The sequence below is a fragment of the Nocardiopsis sp. iso_25 genome (assembly GCF_056173305.1).
This window is the reverse complement of sequence record NZ_CM149667.1, coordinates 5,995,643-6,015,012: the sequence shown is the minus strand read 5'-3', so window position 1 is coordinate 6,015,012 and position 19,370 is coordinate 5,995,643. Positions and strand designations below refer to the sequence as shown.

18 protein-coding genes and 1 tRNA gene are annotated in these 19,370 nt (G+C 71.8%); 13 read left to right on the top strand and 6 right to left on the bottom strand.

The window, feature by feature from the left end; all coding sequences use genetic code 11:
- Nucleotides 1-78: 78 nt before the first annotated feature.
- Nucleotides 79-1,359, top strand: coding sequence for an MFS transporter (locus AC0VX6_RS25925; RefSeq protein WP_475466551.1), 1,281 nt, complete (start codon nucleotides 79-81; stop codon nucleotides 1,357-1,359).
- Nucleotides 1,360-1,433: 74 nt separating this feature from the next.
- Complete coding sequence (locus AC0VX6_RS25920; RefSeq protein ID WP_475466549.1) at nucleotides 1,434-2,363, top strand: SAM-dependent methyltransferase; 930 nt, start codon at nucleotides 1,434-1,436, stop codon at nucleotides 2,361-2,363.
- Between the two features lie 92 nt (nucleotides 2,364-2,455).
- On the opposite strand, the gene fdhA is transcribed toward AC0VX6_RS25920, so the two are convergent.
- Nucleotides 2,456-3,676 (bottom strand): formaldehyde dehydrogenase, glutathione-independent, encoded by a 1,221-nt coding sequence (gene fdhA, locus AC0VX6_RS25915; RefSeq protein ID WP_475466547.1) that lies wholly within the window; start codon nucleotides 3,674-3,676, stop codon nucleotides 2,456-2,458.
- 264 nt (nucleotides 3,677-3,940) lie between these two features.
- Here fdhA and AC0VX6_RS25910 point away from each other — a divergent pair.
- The 3 genes from AC0VX6_RS25910 to AC0VX6_RS25900 all read left to right on the top strand — a co-directional run bounded on the left by AC0VX6_RS25910 (nucleotide 3,941) and on the right by AC0VX6_RS25900 (nucleotide 7,201).
- Nucleotides 3,941-4,013, top strand: a tRNA-Thr gene (locus AC0VX6_RS25910).
- Nucleotides 4,014-4,608: 595 nt separating this feature from the next.
- Nucleotides 4,609-5,001, top strand: coding sequence for a hypothetical protein (locus tag AC0VX6_RS25905; protein ID WP_475483707.1), 393 nt, complete (start codon nucleotides 4,609-4,611; stop codon nucleotides 4,999-5,001).
- A 289-nt stretch (nucleotides 5,002-5,290) separates the two neighbouring features.
- The gene (locus tag AC0VX6_RS25900; protein WP_475466543.1) at nucleotides 5,291-7,201 is read left to right on the top strand and encodes a DUF6461 domain-containing protein; all 1,911 of its coding nucleotides are present in this window, start codon (nucleotides 5,291-5,293) and stop codon (nucleotides 7,199-7,201) included.
- Between the two features lie 498 nt (nucleotides 7,202-7,699).
- Here AC0VX6_RS25900 and AC0VX6_RS25895 read toward each other — a convergent pair whose 3' ends face one another.
- Complete coding sequence (locus AC0VX6_RS25895) at nucleotides 7,700-8,041, bottom strand: MerR family transcriptional regulator (RefSeq protein WP_174546164.1); 342 nt, start codon at nucleotides 8,039-8,041, stop codon at nucleotides 7,700-7,702.
- A 222-nt stretch (nucleotides 8,042-8,263) separates the two neighbouring features.
- On the opposite strand from AC0VX6_RS25895, the gene AC0VX6_RS25890 reads away from it, so the two are divergent.
- Entirely contained in the window at nucleotides 8,264-9,184 is a 921-nt protein-coding gene (locus AC0VX6_RS25890; RefSeq protein ID WP_475466541.1) for an NmrA/HSCARG family protein, read from the top strand.
- A gap of 475 nt (nucleotides 9,185-9,659) precedes the next feature.
- Here the strand turns inward: AC0VX6_RS25890 and AC0VX6_RS25885 are convergent, their stop codons facing one another.
- The 3 genes from AC0VX6_RS25885 to AC0VX6_RS25875 form a co-directional block, all read right to left on the bottom strand.
- Nucleotides 9,660-10,025 (bottom strand): hypothetical protein, encoded by a 366-nt coding sequence (locus tag AC0VX6_RS25885; RefSeq protein ID WP_274975070.1) that lies wholly within the window; start codon nucleotides 10,023-10,025, stop codon nucleotides 9,660-9,662.
- Between the two features lie 29 nt (nucleotides 10,026-10,054).
- Complete coding sequence (locus tag AC0VX6_RS25880) at nucleotides 10,055-10,447, bottom strand: SH3 domain-containing protein (protein ID WP_475466539.1); 393 nt, start codon at nucleotides 10,445-10,447, stop codon at nucleotides 10,055-10,057.
- Nucleotides 10,448-10,619: 172 nt separating this feature from the next.
- A complete protein-coding gene (locus tag AC0VX6_RS25875; RefSeq protein WP_212642495.1) occupies nucleotides 10,620-10,865 on the bottom strand; it encodes a hypothetical protein in 246 nt (81 codons plus the stop codon).
- 94 nt (nucleotides 10,866-10,959) lie between these two features.
- Between AC0VX6_RS25875 and AC0VX6_RS25870 the strand changes: the two genes are divergently transcribed.
- The gene (locus AC0VX6_RS25870; protein WP_274975069.1) at nucleotides 10,960-11,559 is read left to right on the top strand and encodes a TetR/AcrR family transcriptional regulator; all 600 of its coding nucleotides are present in this window, start codon (nucleotides 10,960-10,962) and stop codon (nucleotides 11,557-11,559) included.
- A gap of 245 nt (nucleotides 11,560-11,804) precedes the next feature.
- Here the strand turns inward: AC0VX6_RS25870 and AC0VX6_RS25865 are convergent, their stop codons facing one another.
- Nucleotides 11,805-12,410: a hypothetical protein gene (locus tag AC0VX6_RS25865; protein WP_274975068.1), complete on the bottom strand. Its 606-nt coding sequence runs from the start codon at nucleotides 12,408-12,410 to the stop codon at nucleotides 11,805-11,807.
- 556 nt (nucleotides 12,411-12,966) lie between these two features.
- Between AC0VX6_RS25865 and AC0VX6_RS25860 the strand changes: the two genes are divergently transcribed.
- The 6 genes from AC0VX6_RS25860 to AC0VX6_RS25835 all read left to right on the top strand — a co-directional run bounded on the left by AC0VX6_RS25860 (nucleotide 12,967) and on the right by AC0VX6_RS25835 (nucleotide 19,315).
- Complete coding sequence (locus tag AC0VX6_RS25860; RefSeq protein ID WP_475466537.1) at nucleotides 12,967-13,689, top strand: hypothetical protein; 723 nt, start codon at nucleotides 12,967-12,969, stop codon at nucleotides 13,687-13,689.
- A gap of 199 nt (nucleotides 13,690-13,888) precedes the next feature.
- Entirely contained in the window at nucleotides 13,889-14,245 is a 357-nt protein-coding gene (locus tag AC0VX6_RS25855) for a pilin (RefSeq protein ID WP_231391391.1), read from the top strand.
- On the top strand, nucleotides 14,245-15,906 hold the full coding sequence (locus AC0VX6_RS25850) for a TrbL/VirB6 family protein (protein WP_475466535.1): 1,662 nt from the start codon (nucleotides 14,245-14,247) through the stop codon (nucleotides 15,904-15,906). Before AC0VX6_RS25855 ends, AC0VX6_RS25850 begins: the two co-directional genes overlap by 1 nt.
- Before the next feature lie 27 nt (nucleotides 15,907-15,933).
- A complete protein-coding gene (locus AC0VX6_RS25845; protein ID WP_475466533.1) occupies nucleotides 15,934-16,839 on the top strand; it encodes a PrgI family protein in 906 nt (301 codons plus the stop codon).
- Entirely contained in the window at nucleotides 16,836-18,599 is a 1,764-nt protein-coding gene (locus AC0VX6_RS25840; protein WP_475466531.1) for a VirB4 family type IV secretion system protein, read from the top strand. Before AC0VX6_RS25845 ends, AC0VX6_RS25840 begins: the two co-directional genes overlap by 4 nt.
- Nucleotides 18,596-19,315 (top strand): hypothetical protein, encoded by a 720-nt coding sequence (locus tag AC0VX6_RS25835; protein ID WP_475466529.1) that lies wholly within the window; start codon nucleotides 18,596-18,598, stop codon nucleotides 19,313-19,315. Before AC0VX6_RS25840 ends, AC0VX6_RS25835 begins: the two co-directional genes overlap by 4 nt.
- The last annotated feature ends 55 nt before the right edge of the window (nucleotides 19,316-19,370 follow it).

The following is a 19,370-nucleotide window of genomic DNA, read 5'->3' as shown; positions in this document are numbered from 1 at the left end:
CCCGTACCCGTGGTGGCCGTGCCCACAAGTGTGTACATTTGTACACACTACTGACCGCCACTCCACTGGGAGCCCTCCATGCGAACCGCCGTGGGCCGTCGGCGCCTCGCGCTGTGCGTCCTGTTCCTCCTGCCCGGACTGGGAATCTCGTCCTGGGTCACGCGCACCCCCGCCATCCGCGACGCGCTGGGAGCCTCCACCGCCGAGATGGGGTTCGTCCTGTTCGGCCTCTCAATCGGCTCCATGATCGGCGTCCTCGGGTCGGGCGCGGTCGTCGCCCGCCTGGGCGCACGACCGGTCGTCGTGGCCGGGACCGCCGCGATGCTGGGGAGCCTGCCCGTCGTCGGTCTGGGTGCGGGCCTGTCGGCCGCCCTCGTCGTCGCGTTCGGCCTGTTCCTCTTCGGGCTGGGCATGGGCGCCGGGGAGATCGCCATGAACATCGAGGGAGCCGACGTCGAGCGGGTCATGGCCGAGCCGCTGCTGCCGCGCATGCACGGCTTCTTCAGCCTGGGAACCGTCATCGGCGCCCTCGTCGGCATGGCGCTCACCGCGGTCGGGTTCCCCGTGGCGTGGCACCTGGCGGCGATGGGCGTCCTGACCCTGGCGGTCGCGGCGACACTCTTCGGCTCCCTGCCCCCCGGCACCGGCAGGGCGCTCCCGCGCGCCTCGGGGCAGGGGAGCACGGGCGGCGGACGCGCGCTGTGGAAGGACACCCGCCTGGTGCTGATCGGCCTCATCGTGCTCGCGATGGCCCTGGCCGAGGGCACCGCCAACGACTGGCTCCCGCTGATCATGGTCGACGGCCACGGCTTCGACCCGGCCCTGGGGTCGATGGTCTACGCCGTCTTCGCCGCATCGATGACGGTCGGGCGCTTCGCCGGGGGCTACTTCCTGGCGCGCTTCGGCAGGGCCCGCGTGCTCGGCGCGAGCGCGCTGGCCGGGGTGGCGGGCATGGGGCTGGTGGCCGGTGCGGACAGCCCGGCCTTGGCCGCGGCGGCCGTGGTCCTGTGGGGACTGGGCGCCTCGCTGGGCTTCCCCGTGGCGCTGTCGGCGGCCGGGGACTCCGGGCCCGACTCAGCGGCCCGGGTCTCGCTGGTGGCGACGCTCGGCTACGTCGCGTTCCTGGTCGGGCCGCCCGTGCTCGGCCTGCTGGGGGAGGCGTACGGGCTGCGCGCGGCCCTGGTCGTGCCCCTGCTCTTCGTCGCGTTCGCCGGGTTCCTCAGCCCGGCGGCCCGCCCGCGCCGGGCGGTGGGCGTGCAGGACGAAGGGGACGGTGCGGGAACCGAAGAGGGCGGCGCGGAAGCCGAAGGGAGCAGTGCGGGAAGCGATCGGGGCGGTGCGGAGGCCGACCGGGCCTGAGGCGGTTGCCGGAACGGTCGAGCATGTCACGACCCGGGGGTGCGTCCGGAAGCGGCGGATGGCACACTCACGCCATGGCCGACGCCCCGCCCGGATCCCCCGACCCAGCCGCCCGTGTCGACGCCTGGCTCAACGGAGCCTGGGCGGTCGCAGCGCTCGCCGCCGCCGCGGAGGGCACACCGCTGTCGGGGGAACACGGCAGGTTGCTGGCCGCCGCGGGGTGCGCGGAGCCCGACGGCGACGGGTGGCGACTGCTCCCGGCCTACCGCGACGTCCTCGCGGGCCCGGCCGGGCCGTCCGCCTTCCCGCGCAGGGTCGCGCGGCAGCTGACCCAGGCCGCCGACGCCGCCCTGGGCGAGCAGGACCGCGCGGAGGAGGATGACGCGGCCTTCCTGGCCGAGGGAGCCGCCTCAGGACGGCGGATGGCGGACTTCCTGAACCTGCTGGAGGCGCGTGTCCCGGGGTTCGGTGACCTCCTCGGCCGGGGCGGTCTGCGTTTCCTCGACGTGGGAACCGGGATCGGCGCGATCGCGGCCGCCGTCCTGGAGCGCGTCCCCGGCTCCCGCGCGGTCGGGCTCGACGTCCAGCCCCGGGCGCTGCGCCTGGCCGAGCACCACCTGTCCGAACGCGGGCTGCGCGACCGGGTCGAGCTGCGCCTGCTCGACGTGGCCGAACTGTCCGAGCCCGGGGCCTACGACCTGGCCTGGCTTCCCCTCGCGGCACTCCCGCCCGACGCCGTCGCGCGGGCGCTGCCGCGCGTGCGCGAGGCCCTGCGCCCCTGGGCCTGGCTGCTCACCGTGACCGTGCTGCGCGACGACCCCGGCGACGCCCCGGACGGCGGGATACGCGACGCGGTGGTGCGCTGGCGGATGTCCCGCAGCCGGATCACTCCCTGGGGGCCGCGGGAGGCGGCGCGCGAACTGGCCGCCGCGGGCTACCGGGACGTGCGGCGGGTGGCCACGTCCGAACCCGCCCTCACCCTGCTCGCCGCCCGCGCGCCCTGAACCGCGAGCCCGCAGCCGGGGCCGCCCCGTCCCCGCCCTGCTCGCCGCCCGCGCACGGTTCGTCGCCCGCGCGCCGTGAACCTCCCCGTGCCTCAGCCCGTGCCGAGGTAGCCGTTCGGGTCGAGCACGTACTTGCTGGCCGCGCCCTCGTCGAAGGCCCGGTACCCCTCGGGTGCCTCCTCCAGCGGGATCGCCACGGCGTTGACCGCCTCGGCGATGCGCACCCGGTCGTGGAGGATCGCCTCCATCAGCTCCCGGTGGTACTTCATGACCGGGCACTGGCCGGTGAAGAAGGCGTGCGACTTCGACCAGCCCAACCCGATCCGGACCGACAGGGAGCCCTCCTTGGCGGCCTCGTCGGACGCGCCCGGGTCGCCGGTCACGTACAGGCCCGGAATCCCGATGGACCCTCCGGCCCTGGTCACGTCCATCGCGGTGTTGAGCACGCTGGCGGGTGCCTCCTTCGAGGCGCCCTCGCCCGTCCCGTGCGCCTCGAAGCCGACCGCGTCCACCGCGCAGTCCACCTCGGGGAAGCCCAGGATCCGCTCGATCTGCCCGGCGAGGTCCCCCTCGGCCACGTTCACCGTCTCGCACCCGAAGCTGCGGGCCTGCGCCAGCCGCTCCTCCTTCATGTCCGCGACGATCACCACCCCCGCGCCGAGCAGCCGGGCCGACGCGGCGGCGGCCAGCCCGACGGGCCCGGCCCCCGCGACGTAGACACTCGACCCCACGCCCACGCCCGCGGTCACGCAGCCGTGGTAGCCGGTCGGGAAGATGTCCGAGAGCATCGTCAGGTCCAGGATCTTCTCCATCGCCTGGTCGCGGTCGGGGAACACGAGGAGGTTCCAGTCCGCGTAGGGCACGAGCGCGTACTCGGCCTGTCCGCCGACCCAGCCGCCCATGTCGACGTAGCCGTAGGCCGAGCCCGGCCGGTCCGGGTTCACGTTCAGGCAGATCTCCGTGCGCCGCGCCTTGCAGTTGCGGCAGCGCCCGCAGGAGATGTTGAACGGGACCGAGACGAGGTCGCCGACCTTGACGAACTCCACGCCGGGTCCGGTCTCGACCACCTCGCCGGTGATCTCGTGGCCCAGGACCAGTCCCTCCGGCGCGGTGGTGCGCCCCCGCACCATGTGCTGGTCGCTGCCGCAGATGTTGGTGGCGACGACCTTCAGGATCGCCCCGTGCGGCACCTTGCGCCCGACGTTGGCCGGGTTGACCCCGGGGCCGTCCTTGATGACGAACTCGGGGTAGTCGACGTCCTCGACCTCGACCCGGCCCGTTCCCCTGTACACCACACCCCTGTTGCCGGTCATGTCCTTCCCACCTCTCCGCCCCCAGGAGGGGGCACTTTCCCCTGTGGTTTCCGGTCGGGGCGGGCGGTAATCCGACACCGGAACCGCTCCCGGACTTCTTTGCCGGATCGGGGCGCGCTGTCAGCGTGGGGGAGGGGCCGTCAGTGGGCGGAACGGAGCCCGGGGCGGTGATTCGTACGCACCGGCGTATCCGAGTAGGCCGGGCGGTATCTGAACCGGTACCATTTCCCAGGGACGCGGCCGGAACCACGGTCGCGGCAGCCCGCCAGCGTAGCTCAATTGGCAGAGCAATCGCCTTGTAAGCGATAGGTTAGGGGTTCAAGTCCCCTCGCTGGCTCTCACACGTTCTGACCTGGGGAGACGCCTGGTCAGCCGCGTCGCCGGGGCGGCCGGGCCGCCCCGAGAGCAACCGCCTATACGCGGACCTCCGTCAGTCCGAGGACGGGCGCGACGGCGTCCCCGTGTCGTACACCGGCGCCTTGCGCCGGTTCACCGCCGACCACCCGCTGAACTGCGGTCAGCCCACAGGCATCTATGTCCACTTCGACACCGACGCTGACAAGAGTGCTGACATGCTGCGCTCCGCGCCCGTACGCGCCTGGGGAGCCCGTGGGACGGGTGCGCTTGCGGTCCTGGGGGAGCTGTGGCCGGTCACGGGCCGGTGGGCCGACCCCAGCCGCTGGGTTCGCGGTCCGCCGCGATTGATCGTCCACACACACCAGAGAGCCGGCCGTGGTTGCCACCGGCCACGTCGCCGGCGCGCTGCGCTGGCTGTGCGGTACCTCGAAACTGCAATGGGTTGCGTTTCCGGGGCGGTGGCCTTGTCGGCTCCGCCGGGCAAGGCGCGGCGGCCGCACTGGCGGCTGAGTGGTCCCGTGACGGGGTCTGCCGAGAGGGCCGGATGCCATCATCTGGGCATGGTTATGGAGCCGGTGCCCGACTACGACGACTTGATCTGGCTCTTCGAGGACGAGCCGATCTATCGGTATGCAGAGGACGAGAAGGCAACCGGATACGAGTACGGCTGGCGGGAACTGTGGCCGTACACGTCGGTGACCTTCAGGACCACTCGGTCTGGCTATGAAATCGCGATGGACATCGAGCCGGGATACGAGGTTGTCCGGTTGCGGCTGAGTACCGAGAGCGGCGGCGCTGTGCTGCTCGACCTGAACGTCGTTGGCGTGCGAACCGTCGGGGTCGAACGAACGGGCAGCCGTGAGTTTCTCCGCGTTGACTTCCCGGACGATGCTCCGGCGGCAACACTATGGCTACGCATGAAGCCAGACGTAGCGGTCCTATGGTCATACGACGGGCACTCTTCCTGAGTAGGAGCGGGTGTCGGGGACGAGGAGGGTTACTACAGGATCTGGCGCCAGTGATGCTTCTGGTCACCCGAGCCCGTCCTGACACACGCCCCGGTCGCAGCACGTCAGCGATGGGGCCCTCGGTCACCGGGCAGTGTCCCTTGGAGGCGCCGTGTGTACGAGGTGGGGAATCCGCGCGCCCTGTCGTCAGCGGCATCCGACAGACTGCCGGGCACGGACGCCGTGATCACGGCCCTCGGCGCGGGGAAAGGCCACCATGCACGAACTGTCGCAATTCAGAAGTCTTCGCGTGGACGAGCAGCTCCGTTCGCCTTCCGGGCGTTACGTACTGCATTACGACGCGATGGGCACCGCCGTGGTCACGGACGCGGAGCGGGTCGAGGTCACCTGGAGGGCGGGCGCACCCGGGTGGTTGCTCCTCGGTGGCGAGGGTGAGGTGCAGGTCGAGACGCGAGAGGGTGCCGAGGTGGTCTGGCGGTCGGGCTTCGCGGTGCCCGAGGCGAGCTACCTGGTCCTCACGGACGCGGGCGACCTGGAACTGCTGAACGGCGCGCACGTGCGCCTGGGCAACGCGCGTACCGGCCCCGTTCGGGCGCGGGCGCTGCGGGACGCCGCTCCCGCGACCGGCATCACGGTCGACAGCTTCCTGGTGCGCGAAGGGAGGACGCGCCGGATCGTGGCGCGCGAGCAGGACGGCTCGCTCCGCATCAGTGAGCACAGGGAGACCGGTGGCGGGAGCTACGCGCTGACCGGTCCCGTGGTCGGCTGGCTGGAGCAGGAGGGGACCGTGCTCACCTGGCGCCTGCTGCCGGTCGGGGGCAGGAAGTCCAAGGCATGGACGCTGTGCCTGACGGACGCGGCCGGCGCCGTCCTGTGGAGTGAGGGCGAGCAGAGCCCGGCCGTGCCGGTGTCCGCGGGAGCGCCCTACGCCTACGGCGGGGCGGAGCTCGGGCTCGGCGGGCGCCTGCGCCACCAGTCGCTGACCTCCCCGTCCGGCTCGCACACCCTGCTCCACCAGGGGAGCGGCGATCTGGTACTGCGCTGCCACGCCGAACACCGCACCGTGTGGTCGACGGGCACGCAGTGGGTCGACGGGGGATGGACCGAGCTGACGACCGAGGGCGAACTGGTGGTGCGCAACCCCTACGGCGCGCCGGTGTGGAGTTCCGGCACGGCCGGTTCGGGCGCCCGACGGCTGGTGGTCCGCGACGACGGCCGGGTCGATCTGCTCGACGGGGACGGCGCGCCGGTGTGGTCGGTGAACGCGCACACCTCCTGTGACGCCACTGCCCAGGAAACCCCGCGCGGCGCGGTGCTGCGCCGTGGGCAGGCGCTGCGACAGCACGCCCTGACGTCCGCTGACGGCAGCACGGTGCTCGGGCACTGGGACGAACGGCGTCTGGTCCTGTTCGGAGCGGACTGGGCATGGCTGTGGTACGAGCACCTGGGAGAGGCGGAGCGGCCGGGGCTGCTGCTGGACGATGACGGCATGCTGCGTGTCGTCGGCGACGAGCGGCCACCGCTGGGCGGTCCGGCCGACGAACTGCGCGTGGAGAGCGGAGAGGTCCTCTTGCGCCGCGCGGACGGCACCGTCTGCTGGCGTAACGGTGAGGAGGTGGCCGAACCCGGCGCCGCCTCGGCGGACACGTCGGAGGATTTCGAGGCCTGGATGGAGGAGCTGACCGGCTGTGACTCGTACTGCGCGACCGTTGTGCACGATACGACGCCTGACGAGGCCCTGCTGCGGCTGGGCGCCGACCCGGACCGCGTCCGCACCGGCACCTGGGACGATCTGCTGACGCAGAGCGAGGTCGAGGACCTCGGTATGGGCGACATGCGCGTGGCCGCCTTCGCCCTCGGTCCGCACACGCTGCTCGTGGAGGGCAGTGGTCGCCTGGGGACGGGCAGTCCGGAGCTGTCGCAGGGCACCTTCGCCGTGACCACCTACCTCAGTATCAACGCGGACACGTATTTCATGGTGTACCGCGACGGCGAGGAGGTGGCCGACCACTCCGAGGAGGGCAGCGCGGAGCCGACGGCGCCGGAGGTGGAAGCGGCCCTGGCGGCGATGGGCACGGATGATCCGTTGGGCGCCGCTTTCGATGACGGTCTCGAGCTTCTGTGCCGTACCGCCGGTGTGCGGCCGACGGTGGCGGACGTGACCGGAGCATCGAGATGGGTGATCATCCCCGGCCTCTGACGGGCGGGTGCCGGACACCTTCGCGGCCGCCGGGGCCGGGCTCGGCGTTCTGGTCGTCCGGTCGGCAGACCGATGGTGAAGCGCTGGATTCGACGGCTCTTCCCAGCCATGTCCGGTTGGGCGCTTCACCGCCGCTGTTCCTGCTGACGGCGCACGTGTGCTGTCTCCTCGCCCGGTGATCTCCGGCCGTCCTCGTGCGCGGCCGGGCCGGTCTTTGGAATGCACCGTCCTTCACCGGTTCCCGGGAAGAACAGGGTGAGAGAGCAGCACTGCCGGGTAGAGCGTCGTGGGCGCCCAACTCGTGCCCATCGGCTTGGTTGGCGGGCAGGGCCACCTTCACCCACCCCGGCGCTGGTGAGGCTGGCGGGGCGAGCGGAGCATGCACGGTGACCGGAGTGTGGATGCCACCGGCCTGGATGCGGCAGTGGAGCTGCTGTGCCACACCGGCCTGCGCGCGGAGGGGTTGGGGGGCCGGGTGGCAGGCCGCGGGGCTGCGAATCAGGGCCTGCGCGCCGCGGTGATGCACTCGTCCAGCCGGTTGCGCGCCTCCCACAACTCCCCCATCTGCCGGTCGAGGCGGTCGCGTTCGGCGGCGAGCAGCTTCAGCAGTCCCGGGGAGGCCCCACCGGAGTCGGCGAAGGGCAGCACCTCGCGGATGACCCTGCTGGGCAGACCCTCGGCGTAGAGCTGCTGGATCAGCCCGACCCGCTCGACGGCACCGGCCGCGTACTGGCGCCGACCACCCGCATCGCGGGTGGAGTGCAGCAGGTCCTGCTGCTCGTAGTAGCGCAGCGCCCTGACGCTGACACCCGCCTGCGCGGCGACCTCTCCGATCCGCATCCGGCCTCCCGCACCGATTCCACGTCCGGTTTGCACCTGACGTTGACGTCAGGTTCTAGCGTAGCGCGGACACCGGTCGGAGCCCTCTGTCCGATCCATCCTCGTGATTCCTGGAGCACGCCTGTGAACAGCACTCCTCCGTGTCCGACCGCCACTGGATCGTCCACACGGCGCACAACAGCGCCCACAGCGGCAGATCACCGAGAGCGCAGCGCGGTCGGCATGTCCGACACCCGCGGAACCGTCGTCGTCCTGGGCGCCACGGGGCAGCAGGGAGGATCGGTCGCCGCGGCGCTGCGGGCCGACGGCTGGGCGGTTCGCGCGGTCGTACGCGATCCTTCCGGCCCGCGGGCCCGATCTCTCTCCGCCGCCGGAGTCGAGACCGTCCGCGGTGACCTCGGCGATCCGGAGTCGCTCCGCGCGGCCTTCGCCGACGCCCACGGCGTTTTCAGCGTCCAGCCGAACTCGGGCCAGGCCGGCGCCGACGTGACCGACGAGGACGAGATCCGCTTCGGCACCGCGGTCGCCGACACCGCCGAGCAGAGCGGCGTCGCCCACCTCGTCTACAGCTCGACGGTCGCCGCGGGACCGACACCCACGGGCGTCGCCCACCTCGACACCAAAAGCCGTATCGAAGCCCACGTCCGGAACCTGGACATCGCCAGCACCATCATTCGACCGTCCACCTTCATGGAACTCCTCCTGACCCCCGACACGGGCCTGGACCGGGGACACCTGTCCTTCCTGACGCACCCCGACCGGGTCCACCAGTTCATCGCGGTACGCGATATCGGCCGGATCGCCGCCGCGGTCTTCGCCTCACCCGACCGGTACGCCGACCGCAGCATGGATATCGCCGGTGACGCTCTTACAGGCAACGCCCTGGCTGGGCATCTGACCCGGGCCGCAGGTCGACCGATCACCTACAGCCGCCTGCCGGACACGCTCCTGGCACAGAACGAGGTGCTCGGAAGGTTGGCTGTGCTCGCCGACGGCGGCAGACTCGCGGGACACGCGGACCTCGACGCGCTGCGCACGGAGTTCCCCTTCCTGCTGCGCTTCGACCACTGGTTGGCGGGCCCAGGTGCGGGACTCCTCCAGGAGGCCCTTCGTCCCGCGGACACAGGTCTGCCCCCGCGCTGACTGGGGCGGTGCGGGCGACCGAGTCCGGGGGCGAGGAAAAGTACAGGATTTGGCGGTAGACCCCCGCCGGAAGTCACAGCGAGACCACGGCAGCCCCCGTGCAACGGAGCACCGCATGGGGGCTTTTTTGTGACCAGGTCGGTGTTAAGACAAGGGGGCACACTTTATAAGTTTTTCTTATCGAGCTCCAAGAGCCGAGAGGAAACCAGCAGCAGCCGAGCGTGCCCTGACGACATGGCAGTGCTCACCCAGCATCCTCCCCAACACGGGCCTGCTGCCTCTGCGCTTCGGCCTCCTTAGAGCGGACCGTTGCTTGCAGCAGGGCCCCGAAATGGACCGTCGAGTGAGTGTCACCCCCTGGGGCTGAGCTCCCCGCACGCGGAGGTGGACTTGCGGGCTGGTGGCCCTCGTCCTGAAGCACGGACGTCTCCGCGCGGCGAGCCGCACGGAGACGTCCTGGGCAACGGTCAGGGGATCAGCACCGCGCATCCGCAGGCAGGTCGGCCTTGTAGTCGCCCTGGAGGGCGACGGCCGGGATCCAGCCGACCAAACCGTTGGCCAGATGGATCCGGACCCACACGTCGCTGGTGTAACCGCCGTAGGTGATCTGCTGGTAGTGCCCCCAGCACACGGCCTGAGCGGTATTCGGCCAGACGAGGTAGTTGCTCTGGGGAGGGTCGGGGCGGGTACGGGGCTGGCCGCGCACGGGGGCCTTCCCGCCCACCGGCGGGACCACGGTGTACGTCGCCGTGTGCGCCACCTCCGCTGAGGCCGGGCCGGGCATCGTGAGCGGGCCGGCTGCCACGAAGGCGACCAGGGCCGCGACCAGGAAGCTCCTCATCTGGGAGGCAGGACGCCTCGCTACGCGCCTCAGCACCGCGCACCCACGGGCAGGTTGGCCTTGTAGTCGCCGTTGAAGGCGATCGCGGTGACCCAGCCGGTGCCGCCGGAGTTCAGGCGCAGCTTGATCCACACATCGTTGGTGTAGCCGAGGTAGGTGATCTTCTGGTAGTGGCCCCAGCACACGGCGTTGTAGGAGTGGGGGGCCACGACGTGGCTGATCTGGGTGCTGGTGTTGCGGGGCTCGGAGCGCACCGGGGTCTGGCCGTAGTTCCAGGCGGTGACGCGGTGGGTCTGGGCCGACACCTCGCTGGCCGGGGCCGCGGAGGGTGCGGTGTAGGCGGAGGCGGGAGCGGCGCTCGCGAACAGGCCGACCGCCATAAGGGCGACCAGGACGGGGGAGAGGAGGGTCTTCATACGCAAGGGGGTCTCCAGTTCAGAGGAGGCGGGTGTGTGCGCACCGAGATCTTTCGGTGACGCGCCGCATCCAAAGTAGTAGCAATGCGTTCGCATTGCAATGCACTTGCATTGCAAATTTGGCGCGAGGTTCGGCACTGCGATGCTTCGGGTGGCCGGGGGCCGTCAGGGGTGCTGGTCAGTCGTGCTGGACGGCGAAGCACACGACGAGCACGAAGACGAATCCCAGTGCGCCGAGCAGGAACGGTGAGTCGTCCGGAAGTGCGACACGTTCACTGATCCACGCCAGGGGTCCCCAGGTGGCGCCCCAGGCAAGTTCGGTGAATGCTGCCCCGTACCCCTGGATCATGAGCAGGATCCCGGTGACCAGGGTGAGTCCGTAGATCCGAGCCTCCACGAACATGAGGCGGAGTGTTTTCGACATGCCCAACTCCTCTCTTTGCAATGCAAGTGCATTGTAACCATGGTATGAGGAGTGTGGTGCAATGCGATGCTTCAGAGGGAAGACGGGGGAAGCGATGCCCAAACAGGTGGACCACCAGCAGCGACGCGCCCAGATCGCGGACGCGGTCTGTTCGCTGGTCTCAGCGCGGGGACTGGAGGCCGTCAGCCTGCGCGACGTGGCGGCCGAGGCCGGGATCTCGATGGGCCGGGTGCAGCACTACTTCCGGACCAAGGACGAGATGCTGCTGTTCGCGCTGGAACACGTGGCCAAACGCGAGGTCGCCAAGACGCTCGAACGCCTGGAACAAGCGCCGGAGCCGCCCTCTCCGCGAGCCATCGTCCGCACGGTTCTGGGCGGCCTGCTCGAAGAGGGCCCCCGCCCCGTGCAGGCGCAGCGCGTCAACGTCGCCTTCACGGCGCGGGCCGTGGTCGAGCCGTCCCTGGCAGCGTTCCTGCTCCGTGGCTACACGGACCTCCAGGAGCTTTTGGAGCAGGCGGTGGGCCAGGGGATCGACGAGGGGACGGTCGCCGAGGGGACCGACCCGCAGTGGGCGGCCACCGAGGTCTTCGCGCTGGCTGACGGACTGAGGGTGCAGGTCCTCCTCGGGCACATCACCAGGGACCGGGCCATGGCGGTCCTCGACGCCCGCCTGGACCGGCTTTTCAGCGGCTGACCGGTGGGGGTTCGGGGGCGAGGACCCGCGCTCAGGACCCGCCCGCCCTGTGGCTGGATGTCTCACTTCTGGAAACAGGCATTGCCAGAAGCTGACTTCGGGGGTGACTTCCGGAAAAACAACCCCTTGCTGAGAACAGCCCCCGAAACCACTTCTGGAAACACACGCACCGAGCGGGGTCGCCGAATCCTCGATATCCCCGAGGGCTTCGCGTCCGAGGCCGACAAGTCCTGGTTCCTACGGCCCTAAATGAAACCCAGCATGTCCAGCACGTTCATGAACAGGAAGAAGACCACACCGAGCAGGATCAGGGCAACGATGATGATGAACACCATCAACTTCTGGTTGCGCTCGATCCACGACATCATGTGGGCGTGGGTCTGGGCCAGCTGAGCGTAGGTGCGGGGTTCTACCAGGCGCTCGCAGGGCAGACCGAGCGCATCCACGAGGCGGTCCACGTCCTCGGTCGTGGTGGTGGCATCGCCCCACCGGATCAGTGTCCTGCCGTACCGGTCGAGCATGTACAGGCTGTCGATCGCTCTCATTCTGGGTTCTTTGATGGTCACTCTGACCACGCGCACGATGTGCGCGCGTGGTACCCGCCGGTGCCAGAAGAGCCCCCGACAGACGAGCTCGTGCGCCGTCACGGTGGTTCTGGCCATGAACAGCTGAACGACCATGACCAGAAGCATTATGGCGAACAGGATGCCCATGCCCCACGCCAGTCCGGCTGCGGATTGCACCGCCATAGAAACGGTTCCTGTCACGGCGGACACCACCACAAGGCAGATCAAGCCCCAGGACTTGCCCTTATCGGTCTTGAGTACGAGGTCGCTGTGCGTGTGGGGCATAGGGAAGGCACCGTCCTTCTTCAGTTCTCGTGAAGGAATAGGACGCGAGAGCAGAACTGCCGGTTCCGCACCGCTGCGGTCCGGGAGTCGGGCATCGCCTTCCGGCCGGGAGGAGCGGTGGATCCCGAGCAAAGCGACGTTGTCCTGAGTTCCGCGCGCGGAGGCGAGCCGGTCCGGGGCCGAGGAGAGCGGACTGCACGAAACCAGCCAGGGTGTGGGCCATTCGTGTCAGCGCACCGCCCGTTCGCCGCTCTCAGAAAATCGGTCAAGGTTCGGCCAAGGCGGATGCTGACAGCGCCTACCGCTCCCGCTGTCAGCACTCCCGCCAACGCTGTCATCCCTGGCCAGAGCCTGTTTCCGGTGCTGTCAGCGGACAGCGGTCGAGAAGAGTCCGCCCGCCCCACCTCCCGCGCCCGGGCGCCTCGTGTCAGCTCCCTGCCAGCACCCTGCCCGCGTTCCGCCCGCCGACCGTGAGCCCTCCGTGCGCCCACCGTCAGCCGGGCTCCCTTTCGTGGTCCGCGTCATCACTGACACGGCCCGCGAAGGGAACAGATCCATGACGACCGAACCGCTCAACCGCGCCGAGAGGGAGTTCCAGCTCCTCGACCTCGATGTCGCCGACCTCGCGGCGCAGCTCGTCCCCGCCACCGACGCCCCTCCCACCACCCCGGTCGAGCTGCGCGCCGCACTCCTGGACCGCACCACAGACCGCCGCTCGCGTGACGACGTCTGGCGGAGCCTGGTCGTGCGCGCACAGGACCGCGAGGAGTGGATGGTCGCCGCGATCGACTTCGCCATGCCCGCGCTGCGCACCTGTGCCCGCGGCCTGTGCCGGGGCCTGGACCCGCGCACCGTCGAGGAGGTGGAGGAGGAGCTCCTCGCGGGCTTCGTCCACGCCGTCCGCGAGGCCGACACCGCCTGGCACCGCCTGCACTGGGCGCTGCGCTGCCGCGCCCAGCGGGCGGGACTCCGAGCCCGGACCGCCGCGCTGCGCCAGCCGCTCCTCATGGCCGAGCCGCCCGTTATCGCCATCGTCCCCACCGGAACGCCGGACATGGTCCTCTGCCGGGCCGCCCGCCATGACGTGATCACCCCGGACGAGGCCGAGATCATCGGCCGCACCCGCCTGGAGGGCGTCTCCCTGGCCACGGTCGCCCGGGAGCGGGGAGTGCCGTACTGGCGCCTGGCCAAGCGCCGCGCCCGCGCCGAGGAGCGCTTGGCCGAGGCGATCCGCTCCCGCCAGCTCACCGACCGGAACGACCTGCTGCTCGTGGCCTGAGCCGCGGCCTGAGCCGCGGCCTGAGCCGCGGCCTGACCCGTGGCCCGACCCGTGGCCCGACTCGTGGGCCTGACCCGTCGTGGTCTGAGCGTTGCGGCGGCTCCGCCGGTGTCACGGGCGGGCCGCCACGTGTCCCATCGACTCGTTTCCTTCCCCGCACGCATGCGCGGGGAGCGCTCTCGGAAGGTGCGGGATGAGCATGTCGTGGTGTGTTCTGGCCGGGGCGGGTCCGCTCCTGCTGTCCGCCTCGCCGACGGAACTGGTCCTGCCCGGGCTGCACGCCGCCCAGGGCGAGGACCCCTACCTGTACGCGGTGCACGCGGTGGAGGTGGTCAGGAGGATCACCCGGCTGGTGCAGCTGCTCGCCGTCTCCCTGGCCACGCTCTTCATCGCGGTCTCCGGGGTGCGCTGGATGGTGGCGGGCGGCGAGCCCGGGGAGATCGACAAGGCCAAGCGCGGCATCTACGGGGCCTGCATCGGCTACCTCGTCGCCCTGGTGGGCGAGGTGCTGCTGCTGGCCCTGGACTACGTCGTCAAGTACGAGCAGGGCGTCTGATGTCCCCGGCCGAACCGGACGAGGGCGAGCAGGAGCCCGCCGAGGTCTTCGGCTGCGGGGTCCTGGAGGTCTCCTGCCACATCACCTCGTGGTTCCACGGCCTGGTCTCGGACGTGGTCAACCCGCTCTTCGGGTGGATGGCGGACAAGGCGTTCCACACCCCCGAACCCACGCCCGGGGTGACCGGTGTGTGGGAAGGGGTGTCGGCGGCGGTCAACACGGCCTACGCGCTGCTGATCCTGGCGGCGGGGCTGGTCGTCATGGCCCACCACAGCCTCCAGGCCCAGTACGGGGCGCGGGAGGTCCTGCCCCGTCTGGTGGTGGGGTTCGTCGCCTCGAACCTGTCGCTGGTCGTGGTGCGGCTGATGTCGGACTGGTCGACGGAGTTCGCCCGGGCGTTCGCCGCCGACGGGGTCAGCGCGGAGAGGGCGGCGCGGGCCCTGACCGAGCGGGTGGGGCCCTTCCTTCTGGAGGCGACGGCGTTCGTCGTGCTGCTCCTGCTGGTGCTCGTGGTGCTGCTGGTGGTGTGGTCCCTGGTCGAGATCGTCCGGATCGTCATCGTGATCCTGCTGACGGTGGGCGCGCCGCTGATGCTGATGTTCCACGCGCTGCCGCAGACCAACCGGATCGCCGAACTGTGGTGGCGGGCGATGACGGCCGTGTGCGTGGTTCCGATCGCGCAGGCGCTGGCCTTCGTGGCGCTGATGCGGGTGTTCTTCGAGGGGGACACCCAGGTGCTGTTCGGGGCCGCGCAGATCCTGAGCGGGGATGCGAACCTCTTCGACCTGTTCCTGCTCCTGGTCCTGGTCTACGTCCAGATCCGCATCCCGTTCTGGACCTACAAGGCCGTGCTGTCGGGGCACCGGGGCAGGTCGCCGGTGGTGTCCGCGGCCAAGTCCCTGACCTGGGCGGCCGTGCTCACCACCGCGGCGTTCGCGACCGGCGGTACCGCGGCCGCGGGCACGGCGGCGACCGGGGCGGTGCGGGGGCGTCTGGGTTCGCTGCTGCGGACGGCCCACAACGCCGGGACCGTCCGCCGGGCCGGGGCCGTCCACCAGTCCGCCGCGATGCCGCGCCGCGTGCGGACCTGGAGGTTCGGCACCCCGAACGCCTCGACTCCGCCCGCCCGGCACGGCCCCGCCGTCTCGCGGTCCGCGCCTTCGGGCGCGGGGGAGCAGGTCGGTCCGGGACGCACACCGCCCGCAGGGCCCGGGCCCCGGACCCCGGGACCACGACCGTCGGGCCACCGCCCGGACGGAAGTCCGATGCCGCGAGCGGGAGCGAAGGCGCCGTGGACCGAGGGGGCCGACCAGGGCCGGTCGCGGAACCGCACGCCGCCAGGGACCGGTCCGCGCGGCCCGAACCCACCGCACCATCCGCACCGCGCACCCGCGCCCGGCCCCGGGACGAACCCGCCGTGGACCGACCACACCCGCCCCGTCGGCCACACCCCGCCGCGAACCCCGCCGCGGACCGCGCCGCACGCGGACACACCGCGCCACCACCCGCGTCCGGCACCGCCCCGGGCAGGCACCAGCGCCCCGCGTGAGCGCACACGTGCACGCCCCGAACCCCGGCGGTGGCCGCCGCGCGGTCGCGGAGCCGGGGCCCACCGCGACGGGCCGCGCTGGCGATGGCGCTGGAACCCGTGGCGCACCTGACCACCACAGCAGAAGGGGAAACCGACCGTGGACCACGAGGACTCCGTCTGGCACGCCCGCATCCCGGCCGACATCGACCGGCCCGAACCCGTCCTGTGGAACCTCACCGCTCGCCAACTGCTCCTGCTCACGCCCGCCGCGCTCACCACCTGGGCGCTGTTCTCGCCGCTGGCGGGCTTCCTACCGCTGTGGGCCTCGGTCGGTGTCAGCGGGGCGGTGCTCGCCCTGTCCTGGGTGCTCGCGCTCGGCCGCCGTGATGGGGTCGGCCTGGACCGACTCGCCGCGCTGTCCGTGCTCTGGCTGCTGCACGCCAAGCACCGCGCGCCCGCGATGCCGCGGGTCCGCCTGCCCCGGTGGGCGCCCAGGACCGCCCGGGGACCGCGCCTGGTCCCGCTGAACCTGCCCGCCGCGGCGGTGCACGACGACGGCACCGTCGACCTGGGGCAGCGGTGCGCGGTGGTCCTGACCTGCTCCACCGTGCCCTTCCACCTGGCCTCCGGGCAGGAACAGGACCAGATCCTGTCCGGCTTCGCCGCCTTCCTGGACTCCCTGACCGAGCCCGCCCAGTTCGTCGTCCAGCGCCGCCGGACGGACCTGGACGCGCACGTACGCGGCACCCGCGACCGGGCCCGGACGCTCCCGCATCCCAGGCTCAGGCGCGCGGCCCTGGCGCACGGGGCCTTCCTCGACGACCTCCAGCGCCGCCACCAGCTCGTCCACCACCGGGTGCTGCTGGTCCTGACCGCCGACGGCCCCGTCCGCGAGGTGGGCGAGGCACTGCTGTGGCGGGCGGAGGACGCGGTGTCCCAGCTCGCCGCCCTCGGCGTGCGCGCCCGTCTGTGCGACGGCCCCGCCGCCGAGCGCGTGCTGCGCTCCTCCCTGAACCCGGACTCGGGAACCCGCCCGCTGACCACCACGCAGGAGGAGCGATGACCGTGCACGATCGACGGACCCCGGGCGGACCCGCCGTTCGCCTGTACCCGCGCCGCCTGGACCTGGACGGGCGCCTGGCCCAGACCATGATCGTCACCGGCTACCCGCACGACGTCCACGCCGGGTGGGCCGACCCGCTGCTCACCTACCCCGGCCACGTCGACATCGCCGTCCACGTCGTCCCGGTCCCCGGACAGGTCGCCGCGCACCGGTTGCGTCGGCGCCGCGCCCGCCTGGAGTCGGCTTGGCGGACCGACGCCGCCCGGGGAGGGCTGGAGGATCCCCAGCGGGCGGCCGCGGCGCAGGACGCCGCCCTGCTGGCCGAACGCGTGGCGGGCGGGGAGGCACGGCTGTTCCGGCTCGCGGTCTACCTGACGGTGCACGCCGCCACCCCGGAGGAGCTGGACGCCGAGGTGGGCCGCCTGTCCGCGCTGGCCGGTTCGATCCTGGTCGACCTGGCCCCGGCCACCTACCGGCCCCTGGCCGGTTGGATCGCCACCCTGCCGCTGGGCACCGACCCGGTGGGCGCGGCGCGGACCATGGACACCGACGCGGTCGCCGCGCTCATGCCGTTGTCCTCGCCCGACCTGGCCGCCGAGCTGGGGGAGACCGCGGTCGTCTACGGGGAGAACGTCCACTCCGGCGGGCTGGTCGCCTGGGACCGGTTCAACGGCGATCTGGACAACGGCAACGCGGTCATCCTGGCCCGCAGCGGCAGCGGCAAGTCCTATCTCGCCAAGCTCGAACTGCTGCGCGCCCTGTACGCGGGGGTACGGGCCAGCGTCATCGACCCCACCGGCGAGTACGCCGCCATGGCCGACGCGGTGGGCGGCCGGCATGTGCGGCTGGGGCGGCCGGACGGGCGCCTCAACCCCTTCGACCTGGCCGGAACCGGTGAGGAGGCCTTCACCACCAGGGTCCTGTTCCTGCACACCCTGGTCTCGGTCATGGTCGGAGCCCTGGACGCCGCCGAGAGCGCCGCCCTGGACCGGGCGGTACTGGCCGCCTACGCCGAGCGCGGCATCACGCGCGACCCCGCCACCTGGAACCGCACGCCGCCGATCCTGGCCGACCTCGTCGCCGTCCTGCGCGGCACCGGAGACGGCACCGGAGACGGAGCCGACCACGGGAGCGACCGCGTCCGGGTCGCGCACCTACTGGCCGACAAGCTGGCGCCCTTCACCGACGGCTCCCACCGGGGGCTGTTCGACGGCCCCAGCACCGCCGCGCTCACCGGCCACCTCACGGTCGTCTCGCTGCGCCACCTGCCCGACGAACTGCGCACCACCGGCCTCCTGCTGGTCCTGGACGCCCTGTGGTCCCAGGTCCGCGACTCCGCCCACCGCCAGCCAAGGCTGATCACCATCGACGAGAGCTGGTCGCTGTTGCGCGACCCCGTCGGCGCCAAATACCTGTTCAACCTCGCCAAGAACGCCCGCCGCCACTGGGCCGGGCTCACCCTCGTCACCCAGGACGTGGCCGACCTGCTCGCCACCGACCTCGGACGCGCGGTGGCCGCCAACACCGCCACCCAGATCCTGCTCCACCAGGCCCCGCAGAACCTCGACGCCGTGTGCGAGTCCTTCCACCTCTCGCACGGCGAACGGCAGATCGTCGCCACCGCCGAACGCGGCAGCGCGCTGCTCACCTCCGGGCATCACCGGGCGGTGTTCCGCGCCCTGGCCTCACCCGAGGAACACCGGCTGATCACCACCGACCCCGCCGAACTCGCCCGCTTGGAGAGGGAGGACCGCGAATGATCACCGTCGACCCCGCGTTCTTGGCCGCCGCCACAGCGACGGCCGTGCCCGCCCTGTGCGCGTGGGTGGCCTGGGTGCTGGCCTGGCGCCTGGCCCGCACCGCCTACCTGTCGCGCGGCGCGAAGGTCCTGGAGGTGCACGCGCCGCCGGAGGCCACCGTCGACCACGCCCGCGCGTTCTGGTCCCACACCCTGGGCCTGCTGCGCCCGCGCTGGACCCACCGGTTCCTGCCGCCGCACCTGGCCTGGGAGTACGTCGCCTCCGCGGCGGGGGTGCGCGTCCAGCTCTGGATTCCGGGCACCGTCAACGCCCGCGCGCTGGAGCGGGCCGTGGCCGCCGCCTGGCCCGGCGCCACCACCAGCCTGCGGCCCGCCACCGCCTCCGTTCCGCGCGGAGAACACGTCTTCGGCCACTGGATCGCCATGGCGCGCGGCGACCACTACCCGCTGCGCGCCAAGTTCGCCGACGACCCGTTGCGCGGCCTCTTCGGGGAACTCGCCGACCTCGCGCCCGGCCAGCACACGGTCCTGCGCGTGTGCGCCCGCCCCGCCACCGCCACCAGGGCCGCCCGCGCCCGCTCCGCCGCCGCCCGCCTGCGCGGTATGCACGCCTCGCCCCTGTCGGGGGCGGCCGTGCGCACACCCGCCTACCCGGGCGTCACCGACGACGTCCGCGCCATCCTCAACAAGTCCGCCGCGCCCCGCCTGGCCTGCTAGATCAGCTGCCTGACCACCACCGAGCACGCCGGAGAGCAGGCCCGCCGACGCCTGC